This is a genomic window from Bradyrhizobium sp. BWC-3-1 (assembly GCF_032917965.1).
GTDB lineage: Bacteria > Pseudomonadota > Alphaproteobacteria > Rhizobiales > Xanthobacteraceae > Bradyrhizobium > Bradyrhizobium canariense_D.
Genome location: NZ_CP136625.1, coordinates 811,408 through 828,080 on the forward strand (window position 1 = coordinate 811,408; position 16,673 = coordinate 828,080).

At 64.1% G+C, this 16,673-nt stretch carries 17 protein-coding genes; 10 read left to right on the forward strand and 7 right to left on the reverse strand.

Annotated features, from left to right (window positions below):
- Positions 1–14: 14 nt before the first annotated feature.
- Positions 15–275: a hypothetical protein gene (locus RX329_RS03955; RefSeq protein ID WP_018453135.1), complete on the forward strand. Its 261-nt coding sequence runs from the start codon at positions 15–17 to the stop codon at positions 273–275.
- A 119-nt stretch (positions 276–394) separates the two neighbouring features.
- Here the strand turns inward: RX329_RS03955 and RX329_RS03960 are convergent, their stop codons facing one another.
- Complete coding sequence (locus RX329_RS03960) at positions 395–1,090, reverse strand: DUF1013 domain-containing protein (RefSeq protein WP_007597507.1); 696 nt, start codon at positions 1,088–1,090, stop codon at positions 395–397.
- A gap of 253 nt (positions 1,091–1,343) precedes the next feature.
- Here RX329_RS03960 and ispH point away from each other — a divergent pair, with 253 nt between their 5' ends.
- The 4 genes from ispH (at position 1,344) to RX329_RS03980 (ending at position 5,082) form a co-directional block, all read left to right on the forward strand.
- A complete protein-coding gene (gene ispH, locus RX329_RS03965) occupies positions 1,344–2,312 on the forward strand; it encodes a 4-hydroxy-3-methylbut-2-enyl diphosphate reductase (protein WP_007597506.1) in 969 nt (322 codons plus the stop codon).
- 6 nt (positions 2,313–2,318) lie between these two features.
- The gene (locus RX329_RS03970) at positions 2,319–3,302 is read left to right on the forward strand and encodes a homoserine kinase (protein WP_018453137.1); all 984 of its coding nucleotides are present in this window, start codon (positions 2,319–2,321) and stop codon (positions 3,300–3,302) included.
- On the forward strand, positions 3,299–3,763 hold the full coding sequence (rnhA, locus tag RX329_RS03975) for a ribonuclease HI (RefSeq protein ID WP_018453138.1): 465 nt from the start codon (positions 3,299–3,301) through the stop codon (positions 3,761–3,763). Before RX329_RS03970 ends, rnhA begins: the two co-directional genes overlap by 4 nt.
- A 140-nt stretch (positions 3,764–3,903) precedes the next feature.
- Positions 3,904–5,082, forward strand: a complete 1,179-nt coding sequence (locus RX329_RS03980; RefSeq protein ID WP_317244478.1) for an IS481 family transposase — start codon at positions 3,904–3,906, stop codon at positions 5,080–5,082.
- Between the two features lie 126 nt (positions 5,083–5,208).
- Here the strand turns inward: RX329_RS03980 and RX329_RS03985 are convergent, their stop codons facing one another.
- From RX329_RS03985 to RX329_RS04010, 6 genes are all read right to left on the reverse strand, one after another.
- On the reverse strand, positions 5,209–5,694 hold the full coding sequence (locus tag RX329_RS03985) for a peroxiredoxin (protein ID WP_085361118.1): 486 nt from the start codon (positions 5,692–5,694) through the stop codon (positions 5,209–5,211).
- A 107-nt stretch (positions 5,695–5,801) separates the two neighbouring features.
- Entirely contained in the window at positions 5,802–6,356 is a 555-nt protein-coding gene (locus RX329_RS03990; RefSeq protein WP_018453140.1) for a DUF924 family protein, read from the reverse strand.
- A 15-nt stretch (positions 6,357–6,371) separates the two neighbouring features.
- Positions 6,372–8,057 carry a long-chain fatty acid--CoA ligase gene (locus RX329_RS03995; protein ID WP_018453141.1) on the reverse strand — a complete coding sequence of 562 codons (1,686 nt, stop codon included), beginning with the start codon at positions 8,055–8,057 and terminating at the stop codon, positions 6,372–6,374.
- 190 nt (positions 8,058–8,247) lie between these two features.
- Entirely contained in the window at positions 8,248–9,693 is a 1,446-nt protein-coding gene (locus tag RX329_RS04000) for a D-alanyl-D-alanine carboxypeptidase family protein (RefSeq protein WP_085361117.1), read from the reverse strand.
- Between the two features lie 202 nt (positions 9,694–9,895).
- A complete protein-coding gene (locus tag RX329_RS04005; protein WP_018453143.1) occupies positions 9,896–11,692 on the reverse strand; it encodes a glucan ABC transporter ATP-binding protein/ permease in 1,797 nt (598 codons plus the stop codon).
- A gap of 89 nt (positions 11,693–11,781) precedes the next feature.
- Positions 11,782–12,828: an ABC transporter substrate-binding protein gene (locus RX329_RS04010; protein WP_018453144.1), complete on the reverse strand. Its 1,047-nt coding sequence runs from the start codon at positions 12,826–12,828 to the stop codon at positions 11,782–11,784.
- Positions 12,829–13,055: 227 nt separating this feature from the next.
- On the opposite strand from RX329_RS04010, the gene RX329_RS04015 reads away from it, so the two are divergent.
- The 5 genes from RX329_RS04015 to RX329_RS04035 all read left to right on the forward strand — a co-directional run bounded on the left by RX329_RS04015 (position 13,056) and on the right by RX329_RS04035 (position 16,617).
- A complete protein-coding gene (locus tag RX329_RS04015) occupies positions 13,056–13,427 on the forward strand; it encodes a hypothetical protein (RefSeq protein WP_018453145.1) in 372 nt (123 codons plus the stop codon).
- A 121-nt stretch (positions 13,428–13,548) separates the two neighbouring features.
- Entirely contained in the window at positions 13,549–13,953 is a 405-nt protein-coding gene (gene hisE / locus RX329_RS04020; RefSeq protein WP_007597487.1) for a phosphoribosyl-ATP diphosphatase, read from the forward strand.
- A gap of 45 nt (positions 13,954–13,998) precedes the next feature.
- Positions 13,999–14,601: a YqaA family protein gene (locus RX329_RS04025; RefSeq protein ID WP_085385485.1), complete on the forward strand. Its 603-nt coding sequence runs from the start codon at positions 13,999–14,001 to the stop codon at positions 14,599–14,601.
- Between the two features lie 48 nt (positions 14,602–14,649).
- Positions 14,650–15,186 (forward strand): hypothetical protein, encoded by a 537-nt coding sequence (locus RX329_RS04030; protein WP_018453147.1) that lies wholly within the window; start codon positions 14,650–14,652, stop codon positions 15,184–15,186.
- A 30-nt stretch (positions 15,187–15,216) separates the two neighbouring features.
- Positions 15,217–16,617: an aspartate ammonia-lyase gene (locus RX329_RS04035; protein WP_085361116.1), complete on the forward strand. Its 1,401-nt coding sequence runs from the start codon at positions 15,217–15,219 to the stop codon at positions 16,615–16,617.
- Positions 16,618–16,673 lie beyond the last annotated feature (56 nt).

The window sequence follows — 16,673 nt, forward strand, 5'->3', positions numbered from 1 at the left end:
ATGAAGGGCCTGCCATGAATTCGAAGCCGTTTCTAGCGATTGCATTTGCGGGCCTCATTCTCTCCGCCTGCTCCGCGCGCTACCAGACGCCGGTGGCGATGGGCGGCGATGATGACGACGCGGTCTGCCAGAGCCGCGGCTATGCGGCCGGATCGCCCGAATACGTGGCGTGCCGCAAGGACCGCGACGTCCAGCGCAGTTCCGCGACCACCCGCGCCGACCGCCGCCAGCGCGACCTCGGCGAATACATGCTGAACCATCCGGACCGGCCATAAAGGCTGCGCTGCGCCGCTGCGCTCGCAATGACGAGGTTGCTGAAGCTTCTTGCGTCAGACTAAAAACGCGGCGAGTTTCCCCGCCGCGTTTGCATTCGATGACGACTGAAGTGGAAGGATTACTCCTCCTCCTGGTCCTGCTTCTTGCCGCCGAGCGTCTTCAGCTTGGCGAACACAGCATCGACGTTGAGATCGTCGCTGGACCTCTCCGCGGGTTCGTACTCGTCCTTCTTGGTGGTTTCTGAGGCCGGCAGCAAAGTGGCGCCGCCATAGGCTGCGTCGATCGGCTTTTCCTTCGCCGCGCGCGCGACCTCGAAATCGAGCTCGATCTGCGAGCAGAGGCCGAGGGTGACGGGATCGATCGGCGTCAGCTGGGAGGTGTTCCAGTGGGTGCGATCGCGGACACTCGCGATCGTACTCTTGGTCGTGCCGACCAGGCGCATGATCTGGGCGTCCTTGAGCTCGGGATGGTTGCGCAGCAGCCAGAGGATGGCGCTCGGGCGTTCGTGGCGGCGCGAGACCGGGGTGTAGCGCGGGCCCTTGCGCTTGGGCTGCGGCGGCAGCACCACCTTGCTCTCCTGGAGGCGGAGCCGGTAGTCCGGGTTGTTCTCGCCCTTCTCGATTTCCTCGCGGGTCAGCTGGCCATTGGAAAGGGGATCCATGCCCTTGATGCCCTGGGCGGCGTCGCCATCGGCGATCGCGCGCACCTCGAGGGGGTGCATTTTGGTGAAATCGGCGACCTGATCGAAGGTCAGCGCGGTATTGTCGAGCAGCCAGACGGCGGTCGCCTTGGGCATCAGAGGTGCGTTGCTCATGGCAAATCTCCTTTGTGCTTCGCCCACCCCTTTGGAGGCGAAACCGGTGGTCATCAGCGATGACTGGGAATTCGCGCTATATAAGCCCGGAGGGGCTAGCCACGCAATGGTTCTGCTATAGATAGTGCCTTGACAGCGCCCGAAAGGGGGCCCAATTCCCTCTGAAGTCTCTGTAAGACCGTACCCAAGCCCTGTTCATCCATCGACCGCTTCCCGCCCATTTGGCGAGGTGATTCGGTCCCGAGATCGCTCAATGTCAGCCAAACCAGACCTCAAGATCGTGCTTTGTTCTCCCCGTGGCTTCTGCGCCGGGGTGGTCCGGGCGATCGACACCGTGGAACGGGCGCTCGATAAATACGGCGCCCCCGTCTATGTTCGCCACGAGATTGTGCACAATAAATACGTCGTCGATGGGTTGAAGAAGAAGGGCGCGATCTTCGTCGAGGAACTCGCCGAGATCCCGGAAAACACCACCGCGCCGGTGGTGTTCTCGGCCCATGGCGTGCCGAAATCGGTCCCGGCCGACGCCACCTCCCGCAATTTGTTCTCGCTGGATGCGACCTGCCCCCTGGTCACCAAGGTGCACCGCGAGGCCGCGATCCATTTCAAGCGCGGCCGCGAGATCTTCCTGATCGGGCATTCCCATCATCCGGAGGTGGTGGGCACGCTCGGCCAGCTCCCGACCGGCGCCGTGACCCTGATCGAGACTGCCGAGGACGCCAAGACCATCGCCCCGAAGGACCCGAACAACCTCGCCTTCGTGACCCAGACCACGTTGTCGATCGACGACACCGCGGAGATCGTGGCGCTCCTGAAGGAACGCTTCCCGAACATCAACGGGCCGCACAAGGAAGACATCTGCTACGCCACCACCAACCGCCAGCTCGCGGTGAAGAAGGTGGCGCCGGTGGTCGACGCCCTGATCGTGGTCGGTGCGCCGAACTCGTCGAACTCGCAGCGCCTGCGCGAAGTCGCCGAACGCGAGGGTTGCCCGATCGCCGTGCTGGCGCAGCGCGCCACCGAAATCGACTGGAAGCGGTTCGAGAACATCACCAGCCTCGGCATCACCGCGGGTGCCTCGGCACCGGAAGTGATCGTCGAGGAGATCATGGACGCGTTCGCCGAGCGCTTCACGCTGCATGTGGAGACGGTCTCGGCCGCGGAAGAGAACGAGTTCTTCCCGCTGCCGCGCCAGGTGCGCCCCGAAGCCGCCGCCGAGTAGACGTTCATGGCGGTCTACACCGACGTTGCCGCCGACGAGCTTGCGGACTTCCTCAACCAATACGATCTCGGCGAGTTGCTCTCCTACAAGGGCATCGCCGAGGGCGTCGAAAATTCCAACTTCCTGCTGCATACGACCAAGGGGTCGTTCATCCTCACGCTCTATGAGAAGCGCGTGGCGAAGAACGATCTGCCGTTCTTCCTCGCGCTGATGACGCATCTTGCCGAGCACGGCGTCAACTGCCCGCTGCCGGTGAAGGGAACGGACGGCGAGGCGTTGCGCGAGCTGTCGGGCCGGTCGGCCGCGATCATCACCTTTCTCGAAGGCGTCTGGCCGCGCAAGCCGAACGCGGTCCATTGCGCCGGCGTTGGCGAGGGGCTCGCCAGGATGCATCTGGCCGGCGCGAATTTCGCGATCAGGCGTGCGAACGCGCTGTCGGTCCCGGGCTGGCGGCCGCTGTTCGATGCCGCATCACACCGGGCCGACGAGGTGCAGCCCGGCCTGCGCGCGTTCCTGAGCCAAGAGCTCGACTACCTCGAGAGCGGGGTCTGGCCGACGCTTCTGCCCGAAGGCGTGATCCACGCCGACCTCTTCAACGACAACGTCTTCTTTCTCGGCGACAAGTTGTCAGGGATCATCGACTTCACTTTCGCCTGCAATGACTGGCTCGCCTATGATGTCGCGATCTGCCTCAACGCCTGGTGCTTCGAGCCGGATCATTCCTTCAACGTCACCAAGGCGCGGGCCTTCCTCAATGCCTATGGCCGCGTGCGAAAGCTGTCCGAGCCGGAAGAGGCAGCGCTGCCGCTGCTCGCGCGCGGCGCTGCGATGCGCTTCCTGCTGACGCGGCTGGTCGACTGGCTCAACGTTCCGCCCGGCGCGCTGGTTCGGCCGAAGGATCCGCTGGAATATGTCCGCAAGCTGCGCTTCCACCAGAGCGTTTCCAGCGTGCGCGACTACGGGCTGATGCCGTCGGGGCTGGTGGCGTGAGCGAGCTTCCGATTGTCACGATCTACACCGACGGCGCCTGCTCGGGAAATCCGGGGCCCGGCGGCTGGGGCGCGATCCTGAAGTTCGGCGACAAGGAAAAAGAACTGAACGGTGGTGAGCGCCACACCACCAATAACCAGATGGAATTGATGGCGGCGATCTCCGCGTTGGAAGCGCTGAAGAAGCCGTGCACGGTCGATCTCTATACCGACAGCCAATATGTCCGTCAGGGCATTACCGGCTGGATCCACGGCTGGAAGCGCAACGGCTGGCGCACCGCCGACAAGAAGCCGGTGAAGAATGTCGAGCTATGGCAGCGCCTGGATGCCGCGCTGAAGGCCCATGACGTGCGGTGGCACTGGGTCAAAGGTCACGCAGGCCATCCCGAGAACGAACGCGCCGACCAGCTCGCGCGCGACGGGATCGTGAAGGCGCGGTTGCAGCAGAGGCTGGCGGAGTAGGCGCGCGGTCGGCGCTCCTTCCTCATGCTCCGCCGTCATCGCCCGGCTTGATGTTTAGACCGGACAGATCACTGACAGGTGTTCGGAGACATAGCTGACACTTCAAACTGGGCTGGAATGGTCGATTCGGGAGGCCTTCCATGCCCTGGAACGAGGTGTCGGTGATGGATCAGCGACGGGAGTTTGTGCGGCTTGCGTTGCAGGAAGGGGCGAACCGGCGGGAGTTGTGCCGGCGGTTCGGGATCAGTCCTGATGTGGGCTACAAATGGCTGCGGCGTTGGCAGGCTGGAGATCATGAACTGGCGGATCAGTTGCGCCGGCCCAAGAGCATGCCCAAGCGGAGCGTGCCTGAGGTCGAGGCGCGGGTTCTGGCTGTGCGTGACAAGCATCCGGCTTGGGGAGCGCGCAAGATTGCCCATTGCCTGAAGCGCGGCGGCCAGACCGTACCGGTGCCCTCCACAGTGCATCGGATCCTGTGCCGGAACGAACGGATCAAGCCGAGCGAGAAAGCCGCGCCGAGCCCTTCAGGCCACCGGTTCGAGAGGGACGCGCCCAATCAACTCTGGCAGATGGACTTCAAGGGCCACATGCCGCTTGCCGACGGAAGGCGTTGCCATCCGCTAACCATGGTCGATGACCACTCCCGCTATGCGCTGTGTTTGAAGGCGTGCGCCAACGAGCAGCGACCTGATGTGCAGAGGCATCTGACCGACACCTTCCGACGCTATGGGCTGCCGGAGGCCTTCTACCTCGACAACGGTTCTCCCTGGGGCGACACCTCGGGCGTTCGCTGGACTGCGCTGAAGGTATGGCTGCTCAAGCTCGGCGTCAGGGTGGTCCATGCCAGGCCACGTCATCCTCAGGGCCGAGGCAAGAACGAACGCTTCCATCGCAGCTTGAAAGCAGAAGTGTTCGCTCTGCGCACGTTCCGCACTTTGGCGGAAGTCCAGCGTGCCCTCGATAGCTGGCGAACGGTCTACAATCTGGAGCGGCCCCACGAGAGCTTGGGCATGGGCATTCCCGCCGATCGCTACCGGCCCAGTTTACGCGCCATGCCGGATCGTGTGCCGAAGATCCAATACGACGCCGGGGAGATCGTTCGCACCGTCTCCTCGACGCGGAGCTACATCGCCTTCAAAGGGCAAATGTGGAAAGTCCCTCAAGCCTTCTGCGGCGAGCAGCTGGCCGTGAGGCCGCTCGACCGCGACGGCCGCTACGGAATCTTCTTTGCCAGTTGGCAGGTCGGATCAATCGACTTGACGCGCAGCCAAACTGTCAGTGATGTGTCCGAACAGGCGTCAGCTATGTCTCCGGTCTAAACACTTGACCGGGCGATCCAGTACGCAGCGGCCTCTCGATTCAACAACAACTGCTCTGGAATACTGAATGCCCCGCTTTCGCGGGGCATGACAGAGTCGTTTGTGGCTGAAAGCGGCGTCTAAAGCTTACAGCTGCCCGAGCAGCGTATCGCCGCCGGACACCTCGACCTTGCCGGGCATCGCCTCGAGGTTCAGCTTCTTGACCACGCCGTCCTCGACCAGCATCGAATAGCGCTTGGAGCGGATGCCGAGACCGTTGCCGGAGGCGTCGAGCTCCATGCCGATCGACTTGGTGAAGTCGGCATTGCCGTCGGCGAGGAAGATGGCCTCGTCGCGCTGGTCGGTATCGCGCTTCCAGGCGTTCATGACGAAGGCGTCGTTGACGGAGACGATGGCGATGGTGTCGACGCCCTTGTCCTTCAGGGCGTAGGCGTTGAGGAAAATGCTCGGCAGATGCATCTTGTGGCAGGTGCCCGTATAGGCGCCGGGCACCGCGAACAGCGCCACTTTCTTGCCCTTGAAGATGTCGTCGGTGGTCTTCACCTGCGGGCCTTCGGCCGTCATCACGCGGAATTTCGCCTCGGGCAGTTTGTCGCCAGTCTGGATCGCCATCGTCAGTCTCCCTGAAAATCGGTCCCGCTTTTTAGACCGTGCGGCGGCGCTGCACAATGTTGCCGGTAGGGCAGGCGGTGAGGGCGGGACCCTTCACCGTTATGTCATCAGCCGGCGAACCCGCCGCCGTCGAGGAAGGCCTGCTCGTCCGGGGTGGTGTCGCGGCCGAGCAGATGGTTGCGGTGGGGGAAGCGGCCAAACCGCCGGATGATGTCGGCGTGCTCACGCGCGTATTTCAGATTTTCGGCATTGTCGGTGTTTTGAAACAGCGCGACGCAGTGCAATTGGTCGGGCAGGTGCTCGGAATGCATGAAGGGCAAATAGAGGAATTCGAGCAGGACCGGATCGATCCTTTGATCTGCGCCCCGCGCAATGGCGCGGCGGGCGACGTCGCGCGCCAGCGCATCGCTGGCAAAGGCCTGCGACGTGCCGCGAAACATGTTGCGCGGAAACTGGTCGAGCACGATGACGAGCGCGAGTGCGCCCTCATCGGTCGCCTCCCATGACGAGAGTTCGCCGGCGACCGCCTTCTGCCACAGCGCGAGAAAGCGGCGCCTGATCTCCGCGTCGAATGCGTCGTTGCGCTCGTACCAGGCATCGCGGCCGGCCTCGCGCCAGAAGGCGAGGATGCCGGCCGGACTGATGTTGCCGTCGTCGGTCATGAACGAAAGAGGCGCTTACGCCGCCTCCGCCTTCTTCTCGTCGCGCAGCTGCCGCCGCAGGATCTTGCCGACATTGGTCTTCGGCAGGTCGGTGCGGAATTCGATGTGCTTGGGCACCTTGTAGCCCGTCAGCTGCTCCTGGCAGAACTTGACCAGGGCCTCCGCCGTGAGGTTCGGGTCCTTCTTGACCACGAACGCCTTCACCGCCTCCCCCGACTTGGAATCGGGAATGCCGATGACGGCGCATTCGAGCACCCCGGGGTTGCTCGCGATCACTTCCTCGATCTCGTTCGGATAGACGTTGAAGCCGGAGACCAGGATCATGTCCTTCTTGCGGTCCACGATCTTGGTGTAGCCCTTCTCGTCCATGATGCCGATGTCGCCGGTGCGGAAATAGCCGTCCGCGGTCATCACCTTGGCCGTCTCCTCCGGCCTGTTCCAGTAGCCCGACATCACCTGCGGGCCCTTGGCGCAGATCTCGCCGGGCTGGCCGAGCGGCATCTCGTTGCCGTCGTCGTCGCGGATCGAGATCCAGGTCGAGGGCACGGGGATGCCGATAGTGCCGTTGAACTCCGGATTGGTCGTGGTGTTGCAGGTCAGCGTCGGAGATGTCTCCGACAGGCCGTAGCCTTCGGCGATGGAGCAGCCCGTGATGGCCTTCCACTGCTCGGCGACGGGGCGCTGCACCGCCATGCCGCCACCGTTCGAGATCTTCAGCTTGGAGAAGTCGAGCTTTTTGAAGTCGGGATGATGCATCAGGCCGTTGTAGAGCGTGTTCACGGCAGGGAAGTTGTTGACCTGGTACTTCGCCAATTCCTTGATGAAGCCCGGGATGTCGCGCGGATTGGGGATCAGGAGATTGCAGCCGCCGGCGCGCACCGCGAGAAGGTAGCAGGCTGTCAGCGCGAAGATGTGATAGAGCGGCAGCGCGCAAACGACCATGAGTTGATCGACATGCGGCGGCGCGGCCATCGCCGGCTGCAGCCAGGCGTCGTTCTGCAGGACGTTGGCGACGATGTTGCGATGAAGCAGGGTGGCGCCCTTGGACACGCCGGTGGTGCCGCCGGTATATTGCAGGAAGGCGACGTCGCCGGGTGACAGCTTCGGCTTGTTGAAGGCCAGAGAGCGGCCGGCGGAGATCGCGTCGTTGAAGGACACCGCGCCCGGCAGCGACCATGCCGGCACCATCTTCTTGACGCGGCGGACGACCAGATTGACGATCACTCCCTTGAAGCCGAGCAGGTCGCCCATGCTGCCGACGATGACGTGCTTGACTTGCGTCTTGGCGATCACCTGCTCGACGGTGTGGGCGAAGTTCTCGAGCACGATGATGGCTTCGGCGCCGGAATCCTTGAGCTGGTGCTCGAGCTCGCGCGGCGTGTAGAGCGGATTGACATTGACCACCGCGAAACCGGCGCGCAGCACGGCTGCGGTCGCGACCGGATATTGCAGCACGTTCGGCATCATGATCGCGACGCGGGCGCCGCGTTGCAGGCCGCGCCCTTGCAGATAGGACGCCATCGCCAGCGACATCTGGTCGAGGTCGCGATAGCTGATCGACTTGTCCATGCAGATGAACGCCTTGCGGTCGGCGAACTTGGCGAAGCTCTCCTCCAGGAGGTCGACCAGCGATGAATATTGCGTCGGCTCGATATCGGCGGGGACGCCGGGCGGATATTGCTTAAGCCAGATGCGCTCCATGGAAACTCCCCTCATTGACCAGAGCCCGTTGTGTCTCGGGCTTGCCTCGTTGCCGTCAGTATCGAGCCTGCCGGAACGGGTGGCAAGCGGTCGAGGCTTAGGACAAACGTCAGGGAGTGGCTACCGGAATCCTTGCAAATGGCGCTGCCGCAACTGCGAAGTGCGGCGCGGTCTCGCCTCGCGTCGGCTGTTAACTGTTGTTGGCGGGCTTGGCGGGCTTGGTCGCGGCCTTGGGCTTGGCGGGCTTGGCCGCCTCGCCGCTCACCGCAGGCTTTGCCACCGCATCGGGCTTGGCTGCGGCATGCTTGGTACCGGCCGGCTTAGCTGCGGACTTGCCGTCGGCCGGCTTTGCGGCCGCCGCCGTCTTGGCATCGGGCTTCGCCGCCGCCGTCTTGGCATCCTTCGGCTTGTCTGCCGCGTCGGGCTTTTTGGCGACGCGCGACTTCTTGCCACGCGGCTTTGGCGTGGCCTGCTGGTCGGCATCGGCCGCGACCGCCGCGATCAGGGCGGTCCCGGTGCGGGTCGGACCGGTATACACCAGCACGGGCTCGGCCGCCGCCGGGGCCGAGGCCATCAGCTCGGAGGCCTTCATCAGAGGCGGCTGAAGCCCGGCCGTGAAGAAGGTGACTTGGGCTTCGCCGCCGGTGGCCGAGGCGGACCCGGACGTGCCGCCATTGGCCGCGATCAGCGCGTCGTCATCGTCGCTGGCCGGCCGCTTGCGATGGCCGCCGCACATGTCGTCACGCAGGTTCGGCGGCGAGGCGTCGACCGGGACCAGCTTGTCAACGGTGCCGAGCGAGGGGCGGAGCCAGGTGAGATTATCTTGCGAGAAGCCGCGCTCCAGCAGCTGCGCCGCCTTCACCGCGCGCGCGGTCCCGGAGTTGGCGCCCAGCACGACGGCGATCAGCCGGCGGCCGTTGCGGGTGGCCGACGCGACGAGATTGTAGCCGGAGGCGCAGATGAAGCCGGTCTTGAAACCGTCGGCGCCGGGATAGCGGCCGATCAGCTTGTTGAAATTGCCGGTGACGCGCTTGCCGAAGCGGATTGCCGGAATGTGCACGAAGTACTCGTACTCGGGCAGGTCGCGCAGGAACGAGCGCGCGAGAATGCCAAGATCCCGCGCGGAGGTGATCTGTCCGTCGGCGGGCAGGCCGTTCGGATTGACGTAGCTCGTCTGCGTCATGCCGAGCTTCTGCGCCGTGTCGTTCATCAGCGCCGAGAAACCATCGATCGAACCGCCAACGCCTTCGGCGAGCACGACGGCCATGTCGTTCGCCGATTTCACCATCATCATCTTGAGCGCGTTGTCGACGGTAAGCTGCGTTCCCGGGCGAAAGCCCATCTTCGAGGGCGACTGCGAGGCTGCCGTCGGCGAAACCGTGAGCAGTGTGTCGAGTGTGAGCTTGCCGTCCTTGACCGCCTTCAGCGTCACATAGGCGGTCATGATCTTGGTGACGGAAGCCGGATACCAGGGAATGGTCGCGTTCTCCGCCTGCAGCACCTTGCCGCTATCGGCCTCGATCAGGAGCAGCGCTTCGGCGCTCGCCGCGCGCGGCGCGAGCAACGCGGCACACGCGAGTGCCGCGGCGAACAGGTTGAACAGGGATTGACGAAGCAGCGGGCGAAGAGCGTGCACTATCCGATTCCGGTCCTTGGAGACCCGCCGGTTCCGGTCGGCTCTCGTGATCTGATGTTCGGTTCTGAAATCCAGCGCCGCCGCTTGCGGCGCCGCAAACCTATACCGGCTGGTGCGTCGGGAATAGGGGCATCAGCCGGGTATTCCGCAATGAAATGGGCCGAATTTCGACGATACGATGGGGACTTGCCAAGGCGGCTTGTTAAGGCGACTTGGCGGCCGTCGCGGCAGCCTCAGCCGCTGTCACGCTGGCCCGTGCGTTCTCCTGAACCATGAATTGAGCCCTGGCGAGGTCGGCGAAATGGCCGCCTTTGGCCACGAGTTCATCGAAAGTTCCGCTTTCGATCACGCGCCCGTTCTCGAACACCAGGATACGCGTGGCATTGCGGATGGTGGAGAGACGGTGGGCGATCACGAAGGTGGTGCGGCCCTTCATCACTTCGTCGAGAGCGGTATTCACCTTGGCCTCGGTGACGGCGTCGAGTGCGCTCGTCGCCTCGTCCAGGATCAGGATCGGCGGATCCTTCAGCAGTGCACGTGCGATCGACAGCCGCTGGCGCTCACCACCCGACAGCATCCGGCCCCGCTCGCCGGCATTGGTCTCGAAGCCGCCGCTGCGCTCGATGAATTCGAGCGCCTGCGCGCGCTCCGCCGCCTTGCGCATCTCGGCCTCGGTGGCGTCCGGCTTGCCGACGCGCAAATTCTCCGCGATCGAGCGGTTGAACAGCAGCGCCTCCTGAAAGACCACGCCGATGTTCCGCCGCAGCGATGTCAGCGTCACCCCGCGCACGTCCATGCCGTCGATCCTGATGAAGCCGGACTGCGGATCGAAGGCGCGATGCAGCAGCGCAATCGCCGTCGACTTGCCGGCGCCCGTCGCGCCGACCAGTGCGATGGTCTGGCTGGGAAGCGCGGTGAAGGAGAGGTCCTCGACCGCCGGCCGCTTGCCGTCATAGGAGAAGGTGACGTCGTTGAATTCGACGAGGCCGGAGAGCCGACCCGCATCGATCGCGTCGTGCCGGTCGTGCACCGCAGGAACCGCATCGAGCACGTTGAAGAACTCGCGCAGGCGCGGGGCTTCCATGAACACGTTGTTGATGAAGCTCACGACCTGCTCCAGCTTCTGGATCAGAAGCGTCGCGAAGCTCACGAACATGACGATCTCGCCGACAGAGGTCAGCCCCTGGTCGTGCAGCGCGATGCCGAAAGTGAAGATCGCGAGCACGGTGATCGTGGTGGAGGCGCGCGTGATGACGGTGACGAGTGCCCACCACGACAGCACCGGCATTTGCGCCGCTAGCAACTCGTCGGCGACGGAGCGCAGGCCCTTCACCTCGGATTCGACGCGGACGAAACTCTGCACCAGCGCGACGTTGCCAAGGGCGTCGGACGCGCGCGCGGAGAGCTCGCTGTAGTGCTCCTCCACCTCCATCTGCATGCCGAAGGTTCTGCGCACCACGAAGGTGGTCAGCGCGGTGAAGACGATGCAGAGCACGAACAGCAGGATTGCAAGCCGCCAGTTCAGGTAGAGCGATAGCGGCAGCAGCACCACGACCGAGAGGATCGCGGCAAAATGCTCTCGAAAGAAGCCGACCCATAACCGCCACAGCGCATCTGTGCCGTTCAGCATCACCTTCATCAACCGGCCCGAATGGGTGCCCGAATGGAAGGTCAGAGGCAGCTGCAGGATGTGCTCGAAATAGTCCGTCAGGACCGCCTGCCGCTGGCGGTGGGAGAGCCGGTCGGCCTGCAACGCTACGACCGCGCTGCAGACGATGGTGAACAGTCCGAACGCGACCCATGCAACCAGGAACGGCCAGGCCGAGTTGGAGCCTGCGACCGTCTTGCCGGAGAGCACATCGACGATCCGGCCGAACAGCACCGGTTCGGCGAATTGCGAGCCCGCAAGCAGGAGATTGACGACCGCAAGCAGCCAGCCCAGCCGTGCCTCCTTACCGAGCAGCTCGAGAACGCGGGTGTAGAGGCGGAGAATGGGCATGGGCGAGGAGCTCGGGCGGCTGGAACGGAGTGAGCGCATACTCTAATCAGGGATCGCCCGTGAGATATAGCGGAAGCTGTCGGTTTTGCTCAGTTGATCAACCGCCCTGCAACTGGCGGCAAGAACCCGCTGTCGAAGATGTCGCCCGCCGCCGGCCGGTTGCGGAATTTGAAATCCTGCCCGATCTGGTCGATCGCGCGATCCATGCGCGCCGGGTCGATGTCGCCGAGGCCGTTGCGACGGACCTCGTCCGTCAGGATGTTGTCGACGAGGACGGTGCGCAGCCGCTCCAGCTCAAGATCGCGATCGCCGCCGTCGATGCGGCTCGCGGCTTCGTCCGCCGCACGCGCCGGGTCCTTGACGGTCGCGTTGATGCCGGCGATCAATGCGCGGACGAATCCCTTCACGGTGTCCGGCTTGGCCGCGGCGAAAGCCGGGTTGACCACGACGGCAAAGCCATAGGCCTCGCAACCATAATCGGCATAGCGAAGCGCGACGAGATCGCCGCCTGGCACGCCGCGGTCGCGCAGGTTCACTGCCGAGAGATAGCTGAAGCCGGCGACGGCATCGACCTGTCCCGCGGAGAGGATCGGCTCGCGCACCGCGGCGCTGATCTTGTGGAATTTCACGTGAGCCGTGTCGATGCCGTTCTGCTGCGCCAGCGCCGGCCACAGCCGCATCGACAGATCGCTATCGGCAACGCCGACGGTTTTGCCGTCCAGGTCGGGCAGGAGGTGGATGCCGCGGCTCCTGCGGGCGACGATCGCGTAGGGCGCGCGGTTGAACAGCACGAATACCGCCTTGACCGGGGTCGCATCCTTGTCGCGGAAGCGGATCAGCTCGTTGATGTCGACGAGCGCGAGCTCGCTGTTGCCCTTGGCGACGCGCGCAAGCGCCTCCGGCGATCCGGCCGCGCTGCTGAAGGAGACGTTGAGACGTTCGGCGCCGAAGCTGCCGTCCTTGGCGGCAAGAAAGAACGGCGCCATGCTCGCATCGATCGGGCGGTCGAAGGTGAAGTGGATCGCAATGGAGGGCACGACGGTCTCGGCCGCGGTAGCATCGCGCGCAGTCAGCACCGCAAGCGAGATTGCAGCGGCCAGCAGACCGCGAAGAGCAATTGTCGTGAATTCGAACATCAGTCGCGCCGGTCCGGTGTTGTTATGGCTTGGTGACGCTCGGAGCGCCGGCTGGCGACAAGCTTGTTCGCGCCAACATGAACGGCGGATGAGCGGCGGTTGCGTCACGATCACGCAACCCCGTTCAGCTTGTGTTGGGGTTGGGGAACCCAACATGGGATGCGGGTGTTTGAGAGACACGAGCCTGTCATCAGGCACCATTCGAGGTCCCAAGGAGGGTCCAGGACATGTTTGACAGATTTTCAGGATTTGCCGGCCGTAAGGCCGTTCTCGCTACCGCCGCGGTGCTGGCGCTGACCGCAATAACCCCGACCGCTTCCTACGCGGGCGGCCGTCATTGGCATGGTGGCGGCGGTGGCGCGGCGGCTGCTGCAGCGTTTGCCGGCATCGTCGGCACCGGTCTTGCGATCGCCGCGACCCGCAACGCCTACGCCTATGACGATGGCCCCTATTATGGCGGCCCCGCCTATTACAGCGGCCCTGCCTATTACGGCGACGGCCCGTATTACGGACCCGGCCCGAACTACCAGTATCAGCGTTACGGCGGCACGGCTCCGTCGGAGCTCTGCGGCCAGGGCCACCGCACCAACTGCTACTAGTTTTGGCCACAACAAAAGGTTGACCACAAACGGGCCGTCGTGCTTGCCGCGGCGGCCCCTTTTTGGGCTCTACTATCGCGCGTTAACGCGCTGGCCATGGGTTTAGAGTAGCGTCGCGTACATGAGTGATTCGCTTGAGCGGCTATATCTGGCTGTGCTCGCGGCCAGGGACCTTGATCCGGCAACATCGCGCACAGCGCGGCTGTTTCAGCGCGGCCCGTCAAAAATGGCGAAGAAGCTGGCTGAAGAGGCCATCGAGGTCGTCATCGACGCGGTCAACGGCGATAGCGAAGCCGTGATCCGGGAAAGCGCAGATCTACTCTACAATCTGACCGTGCTCTGGGCCTCGGCCGGCGTGCGCCCCGAGGACGTCTGGCGCGAGATGACGCGGCGTGAAGACATGCTCGGCATCGCCGAGAAACTGCCGAAGTCGGCTATGAAACTGCCCAAAGTTGCGTCACCGCGTGTCGCCGCCAGGCGGCCAATCGTCGCGCTCGAAGGCCGCACCGCGCGCAAGCGCCACTAGTATTGGCACAAATCGGTCCCATCTCGGCATGGACAAATCCGTCCCATGGTGCTTCATCGCGGCGCCATGCTGAAACGTATTTACGACTGGTGCATCGACGCCGCTCACAAGCCTTACGCGCTCTGGATCATGGGCGCCGTGGCTTTCGCTGAAAGCTCCTTCTTTCCCGTCCCGCCGGACGTGATGCTGATCCCGATGTCACTGGCGCGCCCGCAACGCGCCTGGGTCTATGCGGCGATCTGCACTGCGACGTCGGTGCTGGGTGGCCTTCTGGGCTACGCTATCGGTGCGCTGCTCTTCGACTCGGTCGGCCATTGGCTGATCGAAGTCTATGGCCTCGGCGGCAAGGTCGACGCCTTCCGCGCCTCCTATGCCGAATGGGGCGCCGTGATCATCCTGCTCAAGGGCCTCACGCCGATCCCCTACAAGCTCGTGACCATCACGTCCGGCTTTGCCGGCTACAATCTCGGGCTCTTCATCCTGTGCTCGATCGTGGCGCGTGGCGGGCGCTTCTTTATCGTGGCGATCCTGCTAAACCGCTACGGCGACTGGATCCGGATCAAGATCGAGAAGCATCTCGGATTGGTGGTGGCAATCGGCGCCGCGGTGCTCGTGCTCGGCTTTGTCGTCGCAATCAAATTGATCTAACGCCCAAGGCGCTTTGCCACCGCGCCTCGTTCGGCTACGGTTGCCGCCATGATGCTTCGATCCGGCAATCCGGTCCTGCGACTGGGCACGCTGACATTTGCGGCGCTTTCGGTCCTGCTCGCTGCCGGCGGTACCGGATGGCCGCAATCCGCACCGCCGGCGCTCGGCTTGCAGGAGCAAGGACCGCAGGCCGCACCGGCGCCCTCGACAGCTCCTTCGTCGCCGCCGGCGCACGAGGAAAACCCCGGGCTGATCAACGAAATGGGCAAGCTGTTCGAAAAGCTGCCCTCGATCCTGCCGCCGATCAAAAGCCCGAGCGAGACCATGAACGATTTGTCGCGCCTGGCGAAGCCGTCGACCATGGTGTCGGGACGCGTGGCCTGTCCGGCCTCGTCGAACGGCGCGCCCGACTGCAAGCTCGCCGCCGACAAACTCTGCCAGAGCAAGGGCTACACGGAAGGCAAGAGCCTGAATGCCGACTCCGCGGAAAAGTGCTCGGCCAAGGTTCTGATCCCGGGCAGGCAACGCAAACCGGATGACTGCCGCACTGATACCTTCGTCACCAGCGCGCTGTGCCAGAACTGAGGACGTCGCGCGAGCAAGCAAGGAGCGCCCATGAGCCGCACGGAGCAGGACTTCCTCGGACAGCGTGAGATCGCCGACGACATCTATTACGGCGTCCAGACCATCCGCGGGAAGGAGAACTTCCACATCACCGGCATTCCGATGAACCAGGAGCCTTACTTCGTGAAGGCGCTTGGTTACGTCAAGAAGGCCGCCGCCATGGCCAACCGCGATCTCGGCGCGGTGGACACCAAAGTCGCGGAAGCCATCATCGTGGGCTGCGATCGCGTCATCGCCGGCGATATGATGGACCAGTTCGTCACCGACTTCATCCAGGGCGGGGCCGGCACCTCCACCAACATGAACGCCAACGAGGTGATCGCCAATCTCGCGCTGGAATCGCTCGGCTTTGCCAAGGGCGACTACCAGCACGTCAGCCCCAACGATCACGTCAATTACGGCCAGTCCACCAACGACACCTATCCGACCGCCTTTCGGCTGGCGCTGATCCTGCGGCTCGAGAGCTACATGACGGCGCTGCGTCAGCTCCAGGAGGCGTTCTTCGCCAAGGGCAGGGAGTTCGAGCGCGTGCTGAAGATGGGCCGCACCCATTTGCAGGACGCGGTGCCGATGTCGCTCGGCGCCGAATTCCGCGGCTGGGGCACCACCATGGGCGAGGAGGTCGATCGAATCTCCGAGGCCCGCGCGCTGCTGCGCGAGATCAATCTCGGCGCCACCGCGATCGGCACCTCCGTCACCGCGGCGCACGGCTATCCCAAGCTCGCGGTCCGGCATCTGAGCGCGCTCACCGGCGTCGACTTCATCCTAGCAGGCGATCTCGTGGAGGCGACGTCGGATACAGGCGCCTATGTGCAACTCTCCGGCGTGCTCAAGCGCACCGCGAGCAAGCTGACCAAGATCTGCAACGACATCCGCCTGCTCGCCTCGGGCCCGCGTGCCGGCTTCAACGAGATCAACCTGCCGCAGCTTCAGCCGGGCTCCTCGATCATGCCCGGCAAGGTCAATCCTGTCATCCCCGAGGTCGTCAACCAGACCAGCTTCCTCGTGATCGGGCTCGACACCACCGTGACGCTCGCGGCGTCCGCGGGTCAGCTCCAGCTCAATGTGATGGAGCCGGTGATCTCGTTCGCGCTGTTCTTCTCGATCCGCACCATGGAGCGCGCGGTCAACAGCCTGCGTGAGAATTGCGTCGTCGGCATCACTGCCAACGAGGAGCACACCCGCAACATGGTGCTGAATTCGCTCGGTATCGTCACGGTGCTGAAGCCGCTGCTCGGCTACAAGGACTGCGCCGAGATCGCGCGCGAGGGCTACAAGAGCGGCAAGTCGCTGCATCAGATCGTCGTCGTCGAGCGCAAGCTGCTGACCCAGGAGAAATGGGACGAGATGTTCTCGTTCGAGCGGCTGATCAATCCGGATTTGCTTGCGTGATGTCGTCGGTCCGCGCTGAATTCCGCGGCTTGGAATTGCGGTAACGGCGTCCCTCC

Excerpts from the sequence above, each read along its gene's own strand:
- RX329_RS03970 (WP_018453137.1), top strand. The coding sequence starts at position 2,319 with ATGGCGGTCTACACCGACGTTGCCGCCGACGAGCTTGCGGACTTCCTC.
- RX329_RS03980 (WP_317244478.1), top strand. The coding sequence starts at position 3,904 with ATGCCCTGGAACGAGGTGTCGGTGATGGATCAGCGACGGGAGTTTGTG.
- RX329_RS03955 (WP_018453135.1), top strand. The coding sequence starts at position 15 with ATGAATTCGAAGCCGTTTCTAGCGATTGCATTTGCGGGCCTCATTCTC.
- hisE (WP_007597487.1), top strand. The coding sequence starts at position 13,549 with ATGAGTGATTCGCTTGAGCGGCTATATCTGGCTGTGCTCGCGGCCAGG.
- RX329_RS04035 (WP_085361116.1), top strand. The coding sequence starts at position 15,217 with ATGAGCCGCACGGAGCAGGACTTCCTCGGACAGCGTGAGATCGCCGAC.
- RX329_RS04025 (WP_085385485.1), top strand. The coding sequence starts at position 13,999 with ATGGTGCTTCATCGCGGCGCCATGCTGAAACGTATTTACGACTGGTGC.
- RX329_RS04030 (WP_018453147.1), top strand. The coding sequence starts at position 14,650 with ATGATGCTTCGATCCGGCAATCCGGTCCTGCGACTGGGCACGCTGACA.
- ispH (WP_007597506.1), top strand. The coding sequence starts at position 1,344 with ATGTCAGCCAAACCAGACCTCAAGATCGTGCTTTGTTCTCCCCGTGGC.
- RX329_RS03985 (WP_085361118.1), bottom strand. The coding sequence starts at position 5,694 with ATGGCGATCCAGACTGGCGACAAACTGCCCGAGGCGAAATTCCGCGTG.
- RX329_RS03960 (WP_007597507.1), bottom strand. The coding sequence starts at position 1,090 with ATGAGCAACGCACCTCTGATGCCCAAGGCGACCGCCGTCTGGCTGCTC.
- RX329_RS03995 (WP_018453141.1), bottom strand. The coding sequence starts at position 8,057 with ATGGAGCGCATCTGGCTTAAGCAATATCCGCCCGGCGTCCCCGCCGAT.
- RX329_RS04010 (WP_018453144.1), bottom strand. The coding sequence starts at position 12,828 with ATGTTCGAATTCACGACAATTGCTCTTCGCGGTCTGCTGGCCGCTGCA.
- RX329_RS03990 (WP_018453140.1), bottom strand. The coding sequence starts at position 6,356 with ATGACCGACGACGGCAACATCAGTCCGGCCGGCATCCTCGCCTTCTGG.
- RX329_RS04015 (WP_018453145.1), top strand. The coding sequence starts at position 13,056 with ATGTTTGACAGATTTTCAGGATTTGCCGGCCGTAAGGCCGTTCTCGCT.
- RX329_RS04005 (WP_018453143.1), bottom strand. The coding sequence starts at position 11,692 with ATGCCCATTCTCCGCCTCTACACCCGCGTTCTCGAGCTGCTCGGTAAG.